General features: G+C 72.5%; 7 protein-coding genes. 2 read left to right on the top strand and 5 right to left on the bottom strand.

The window, feature by feature from the left end; translation table 11 throughout:
• Positions 1-137 precede the first annotated feature (137 nt).
• From DLJ58_RS11180 to DLJ58_RS11190, 3 genes are all read right to left on the bottom strand, one after another.
• Positions 138-815, bottom strand: coding sequence for a class F sortase (locus DLJ58_RS11180; protein ID WP_244218886.1), 678 nt, complete (start codon positions 813-815; stop codon positions 138-140).
• A complete protein-coding gene (locus DLJ58_RS11185) occupies positions 812-1,681 on the bottom strand; it encodes a DUF4397 domain-containing protein (RefSeq protein WP_124855526.1) in 870 nt (289 codons plus the stop codon). Before DLJ58_RS11185 ends, DLJ58_RS11180 begins: the two co-directional genes overlap by 4 nt.
• Positions 1,682-1,790: 109 nt before the next feature.
• A complete protein-coding gene (locus tag DLJ58_RS11190; RefSeq protein WP_124855528.1) occupies positions 1,791-2,462 on the bottom strand; it encodes a class I SAM-dependent methyltransferase in 672 nt (223 codons plus the stop codon).
• 157 nt (positions 2,463-2,619) lie between these two features.
• Here DLJ58_RS11190 and DLJ58_RS11195 point away from each other — a divergent pair, with 157 nt between their 5' ends.
• The gene (locus tag DLJ58_RS11195; protein ID WP_124855530.1) at positions 2,620-4,221 is read left to right on the top strand and encodes a glycosyltransferase 87 family protein; all 1,602 of its coding nucleotides are present in this window, start codon (positions 2,620-2,622) and stop codon (positions 4,219-4,221) included.
• A gap of 34 nt (positions 4,222-4,255) precedes the next feature.
• Here the strand turns inward: DLJ58_RS11195 and DLJ58_RS11200 are convergent, their stop codons facing one another.
• Together DLJ58_RS11200 and DLJ58_RS11205 are read right to left on the bottom strand one after the other, a co-directional pair.
• Positions 4,256-4,930: an NADPH-dependent F420 reductase gene (locus DLJ58_RS11200; RefSeq protein ID WP_124855532.1), complete on the bottom strand. Its 675-nt coding sequence runs from the start codon at positions 4,928-4,930 to the stop codon at positions 4,256-4,258.
• 327 nt (positions 4,931-5,257) lie between these two features.
• Positions 5,258-5,749: a glutathione peroxidase gene (locus tag DLJ58_RS11205; protein ID WP_124855534.1), complete on the bottom strand. Its 492-nt coding sequence runs from the start codon at positions 5,747-5,749 to the stop codon at positions 5,258-5,260.
• 167 nt (positions 5,750-5,916) lie between these two features.
• On the opposite strand from DLJ58_RS11205, the gene DLJ58_RS11210 reads away from it, so the two are divergent.
• A partial coding sequence (locus DLJ58_RS11210; protein ID WP_208741015.1) for a cellulose binding domain-containing protein occupies positions 5,917-6,356 on the top strand: 440 nt, incomplete at its 3' end.

Here is a 6,356-nt window from a genome sequence, read left to right on the forward strand (position 1 = left end):
CCGCGCCACGCCCCGGGCCCGCCCCTTCTCGCGCCCCCACCCACTTGATCCACTCGGGTTCAGGGAAGTCGGGGCATCAAGCGCTCCCGGATACCGCGATTTCCCTGGACCCGAGTGGATCAAGCCCGGTGCGTGGCTCAGCCTGCGGCGGACGTCGGCAGGACCGGGTCGGGGGCCTCGGTCACCGCGAACACCACCACGTTGTCGACGTAGTGGCCCCGCCGCCGGTCGAAGTCGCCCCCGCAGGTGACCAGGCGCAGCTCCGCCCCGGGCGTCGGGCCGTAGACCGCGGCGGTCGGAAACTGGTCCTTGGGAGTACGCAGCGACCCGGTCACCCGGAACGGCAACCGCTGCCCGCCGCGCCACACCTCCACGACGTCGCCGGGCCGTAGCTCGCCGAGCCGGGCGAAGACCGCCGGGCCGCGTCGTGAGTCCAGGTGCCCGGCGAGTACGGCCGGGCCGGTGTCGCCCGGGGCCGGGCCGCCGCCGTACCAGCCAGCGGTGTGGAAGTCGGTCGGCGGAATCAGCGCGCCGGCGCGGTCCAGACCCAGCACGGTGAGCGGTGAGTCGACGTCGATGCGCGGTACGCGTACCCGCGTGGGTGGACCGTGTGGCGTGGGCGCGGCGGCCACCGACGGGCAGGCGTCGCCGCAGCCGGGGTGCCAGCGCGCCACCGGCGGTGGCGGGCCGGTGGTGGCCAGCCCGACCCCGGTGCCGACGGCCAGGCAGACCGCCGCGCCGGCCGCGACCAGCGCGGCCAGCGGTATCCGGCGGTCACGGTGCCGCCGGATCGACGGGTCCGGCCCGGCGCTCACCAGGTGGTGCGCCGTCGCCGACGCCAGAGCAGCAGGGCCACCGCGCCGGCCGCCGCGGCCAGACCGCCGGCCGTCAGGGGGTACGCGTCGAGCCCGACCCCGGCGGTGCCACCGGCGCCGGTGTCCACCCCGCCGGCCGGGACGACGGTGCCGCCCTCGGCGTCGCGGCGCAGCTCGGCGGTGAGCCCGCCCTGTTTCGCGTCGAGCACCAGCAGCGAGTAGACCGCGCCGCCGGTGAGCCGCACCTCGGCGTCGGTGCTCGGCCCGCCGGCACCCGTGAGCTTCAGCCGCCAACTGCCCGGCTCGACCTGCTGGTAGTCGGTCGTGGTGGCGAACTGCACCCCGTCGGCGATCATCGGACCGTCGGCGGCGGCCACGTCGAGCACGGGGGTCCGCACCGACGCCTGTATGACCCGCACCTTGGCGCGGCCGTCGGTGGGGGCGCTGAGATCGTCGTTGAGCACCCGCAGGCCGAGGTCGGCGTGCCGGCCGACACCGGCCACCGTGAAGGCGTCACCGCTGGTCACCGCGACCTCGGTGGTGAGCACCGGTGGGTCGCTGGCGGGGGCGCCGGCCTCGCGCATGGCCACCGCGTACCGGCCCGGGGCGAGTTCGAGGTAGTCGGAGACCACGCCGTAACCGACCCCGGGGAAGACCTGCGGCTTCGCCGCGCCCGGCGCGGCAAGGTAGACGTCCACAGCCGGGGTGTCCGGGGAGAGGTGCGCGAGCCGGACGTATCCGACGGTGTCCGCGCCGGTCGCGGCGTTCGCCGGAACCGGAATGGCGGCGGTGGCGAGGGCGGTGCCGAGCAGGAGCGCGCCGGAGCCGGCCAGCAGCCGGCGGGGCACGGTACGGAGCGTGTGCATGTCGCCTCCGGGGGGACACGTTCGGTGAGCGGGCGGCAACCCAGAGAACAGGGTCCCGTGAACAGGACTGCGGCGCAAGTTGCCACAGCGGTGTTTCTGTCGGCTGTCGCTACCGATCGCGCAGGGCGAGGAGGCCGAACAGGTCGGGGACCCCGCCCGGGCCCGCCTCGACGACCCGGACCAGCCGCAGGCCGACGCCGACGGTCGCGTTGATCAGATCAGCGAGGGGGAGGTGCCAGGCACCCACCCGTACCCGCACGCCGCTGGCGTTCCAACTGTCGAAGCTGCGCGACCGGTCGGCGTACCGGGCGTCGACGCCGACACGCGGATGCTGACCCCAGTCGGCGAACGCGCCCACGAAACACGGGTGCACACCCACGTGCACGAAACGTCCGCCGGGGCGCAGCACCCGGGCGACCTCGCGCAGCACGGCCGGGTAGTCGGGCAGGTCGGTGCTGGCCAGCACGCACATCGCGGCCGGCAGCGACGCGTCGGCGACCGGCAGGGCGCCCGCGTCACCCCGGACCACCGGCAACCGCCCTCGCGCGTGCCGCAACTGCCCGCCGGACAGGTCCACCCCCACCGGCGTCCAACCCAGACCCGCCGGCACCGAGGCGTGCGCGCCGGTACCGCAGCAGATGTCGAGGCAGCGACCCTCGCCCGCGCCGAGCAGGTCCGCCACCGTCGCGTGCACCCGCCGCAGATAGTCGCCGCCGCCGGAGATGTAGCCCTCGTACCAGTCCGCGTGGGCGTCGTACGCCGGAGTGCTCGCCGTCCCCATTCGCCGAGGCTACGAATCGACATCCAACCAGCGACACCCGTTCTTCCGAGGGCAGACATGGAGCTGGCGCAGGCTGGTACTGGCCTGACCCGGCCGAAGCCCCGCGTCTGCCGTTACTGGGCCCACACGGACCACGACGGTCGCCTATTCTCGGGCGATGCGGGATCGCCGGGTGACGCTGGCGTGGGCGGCCTTCGTCGTCGTCGCGCTGGTGTCCTGTGTGCTCGTTCTGCGCCGTCCGGATCGCCTCTCCGACCTGCACATCTACTACGGTGCGCTGTCCGACCTGCGCGCCGGCGAGCCGCTGTACGGGTATGTGGCGGAGAACGGCGGTCCGTTCACCTATCCGCCGTTCGCCGCTCTCGTGCTGTGGCCGATCACCGCCGTCAGCGAGGGCGTACTCCAGGGGATCTGGCTGGTGGCGACGTGCGCGGCGGTCGTCGCCATCGCTGGGTCGGTGGGTGTCGCGTTGACCACCCGACAGTCCCGACGCCCGCTCGTCGTGGCGCTGGCGGCCATCGTGCTGATGCTCTCCGCGCCGGTGCAGAGCAACCTACGCTTCGGGCAGGTCAGCATCTTCATCGTGCTGATGGCCCTGCTCGACGGGCTGGGGGTCGTCCCACCCCGACTGCGCGGGACGCTGGTCGGGGTGGCCGCGGCGATCAAGCTCACCCCGCTGCTGTTCGTGGTCTATTTCCTCGCCGTCGGGCGCTACCGTGACGCCGGCCGGTCGGCGGCCACCTTCGTGGCCTGCGCGGGGTTCGCCGCGATCGTGCTGCCCTCGGAGAGCTGGGCCTACTGGACCGAGACCGTGCGACAGACCTCCCGCATCGGCAATCTGTCCTCGTTGGGCAACCAGTCCCTGCACGGAATGTTGCTGCGCGTCGGCGTCGACGAGACGGCGCTGCCCCTGCTCTGGGCCGCCCTGGTGGCACTGATCTGCGTGGCGGCGCTGCTCCGGGCCCGGCAGCTGACGCGGCAGGCCCGCCCCGGGCACGCCGCCGTGCTCGTCGGCTGCGCCACAGTGGCCGCGTCCCCGGTGTCCTGGACCCACCACCAGGTGTGGCCGGTGCTCGCCGCGATGCTGCTGATCGGCGCATCCGGTGTCACCCAGCGGGCCGCCGGCGCGGCACTGCTCGCCGCCATGGTCGTCTCGTTGGGCGCGGTGCTCACCCCGGTCTCGACGCGGCCGGGGGTGCAGTTCCTCTTCGAGAACGCCCGTGCCGTCGGGGTGTGCCTCCTGTGCCTCGTCGGCTTCGGCGGTGTCGCCGTCGCCGCCCAGCGCACGAGCAGACGACCGGCCGCCGGCCGTGCCTGGCTGCGGGTGGGCGTCACGGCCACTGTCGCGGTCGCGTTCTTCGCCGTGCAGCCGCTGCCGGCCGGCGCCGACCCCACCTTCAAGGCGTACAGCCTCGACGACGTGGTCAACCCGCGATACTTCTTCGTCTGCCGTGGCCCGGCCGAATGCGTCGACTACGCCACCGGCGCGCCGGTCACCTTCGGCACCCGCGCCGAGAAGACCAAGGTCCGGGTCAACGGCGTGGTCTCCCCGGAGGTGACCCGCCTGGAGTACTACTCCGCACCGGGTGGAGCACCCCGGGCCATTCCGCTGCTCGCCGCCTACCCGGGTTCGCGTACCTTCTCGTTCCGGTCCGCGACGATGGCCCACGGTCGGCTCGTCGCGTACGACTCGGACGGGCAGCCGATCGCCAGCTACGACGACGAACTCGCCGCCGCCCTCCGCACGACCACCCGGTAGGCGATCGCGGGGGGAGAACGGCGGCTGGCGTTGCTCAGCGGGTGGCGGCGGCCAGTGCGGCGCGCACCTTCGCGGCGTCGCCCGGGGCCGGGTGCTCCCAGTCGGTCGGGCTCGCGGAGTAGAGCGTGCCGTACGCCGGGGTGTCCGGCTGGTAGCGCCACCCCTCGGCCAGCGGGCCGACGTCCACCGTGTCGTAGCCGATCCGGTCCAGGAAGGCGGTCACCTCGGCCTTCGCGGCGGCGTCGTCACCGGCGATCGCGAGGGCGCTGCGGTCGGCCGCGCCGGTCGGCCGGGGGAGCGCGGCCAGGCCCTTGAAGTAGATGTTGTTGAAGACCTTGACCACTCGCGAGTCCGGCAGGTGTCGCTGGAGCAACTCGCTGCTGGTGGTTTCGCCTGAGTCCAGCTCCGGGAAGGTGCCATCGCGCTGCGGGTAGTAGTTGTTGGTGTCGATGACGACCTTGCCGGCCAGCGGTTCCACGGGCACCGCGCGGTACGCCTTCAGCGGCACGCTGACCACCACCAGGTCGCCGACCTGCGCCGCGTCCTGCGTGGTGCCGGCGCTGGCGTGCTCGCCCAGGGTCTCCACCAGGTCGGTGAGGGTCTCCGGGCCCCGCGAGTTGCTCAGCACCACGTCGTAGCCGGCGTCCACGGCCAGCCGGGCCACGGTGCCGCCGATGTTGCCACTGCCGATCAGTCCCACAGTTGTCATGCTCGTCCCCAACTCCGTCCACCCGCGACGCATTCCCGACCAGACTGGTGGGTTATTTTGATCACCCGCCATCGGGTAGCTGCGCAGACCGCTCGCGACCGTTGCCGTCCCGGCGGGTGCCTGGTGGCGGCGCCGCGCGCCCGTCCCGCCCAACGTACTGCTCACGCCGATCGCCGACCGACACTCAGAGGAGCTGCCACTCTCCGGTGGCGAGCGGTCCGGTCTTGATCGCGCTCGATCCAGGATGTAGTGGCGTCCGGAAGCCGGGAGGCCACTACATCCATGTTCGAGCGTGATCAAGGCGGCCCGGAGGTCGGGAGGCCTGACTCAGGCGGTGGGGAGGGTCTTTTCGATGGCTGCGCGCAGCTCGTCGGAGTCGGGCTCGACAGTGGGGGCGAAGCGGGCGGCGACCGAGCCGTCCGGGGCCACCAGGAACTTCTCGAAGTTCCAACGCACGTCACCGGTGTGCCCGTCGGCGTCCGGGGTGCCCACGAGTGCGGCGTAGAGCGGGTGCCGGTCGGGGCCGTTGACGTCGACCTTCTCGGTCAGCGGGAAGGTGACCCCGTAGTTGACCTGGCAGAAGTCGCTGATCTCGGCGGCGCTGCCCGGCTCCTGCCCGGCGAACTGGTTGCACGGCACGCCGAGCACCACGAGGCCCTGGTCGGCGTAGGAGTCGGCGAGCGTCTGGAGGCCGGCGTACTGCGGGGTGAGGCCGCAGCGGGAGGCCACGTTGACGACCAGCAACGCCTTGCCGCGGTGGCGGGCCAGGTCGGCGGGGCCGCCGTTGAGGGCGTCGATCGGGATGTCGAAGACGGTCATGGGCCGAGGTTACGCGCCGGCCGGGTGCCGACCGGGGGTGGACGCAGCGTACGCACTCCGTGCACCAGGAGAAATCGAAACATGCACATCTTGACGAACTGATGACGGCGTGAGTACCGTCTCACCATCTCTTTTGGAAAGTTTCCTAACAGTTCGGGAGACGTCTCATGAAAAGATCGCTCCGCCGGGCCCTCTGGGCCGGTGCCGTGGTCGCCGTGACCGTCGCAGCGGTGCCGGTCACCACCGCGTTCGGCGCCGGCACTGTCACCACCACCTTCACCAAGGCGCAGGACTGGGGGACCGGTCACGAGACGAGGGTGACCGTCACCAACGGCTCCAGCGCCACGGTCACCACCTGGCGCATCGAGTTCGACCTGCCGTCGGGCACCACCATCAGCAGCGCGTGGGACGCCGACGTCACCAGCAGCGGCAACCACTACGTCGCAGTCAAGAAGAGCTGGGCCGGCGGCATCGCCCCCGGCGCCTCGTTCAGCTGGGGTTACAACGGCAGCGGCGCCTACAAGGCACCGCTGAACTGCACCATCAACGGTGCCGCGTGCGGCGGCGGAACGACCCCGCCGACCACGACCCCGCCGACCACCCGGAA

The organism is Micromonospora arida (assembly GCF_003857035.1).
Lineage (GTDB): Bacteria > Actinomycetota > Actinomycetes > Mycobacteriales > Micromonosporaceae > Micromonospora > Micromonospora arida.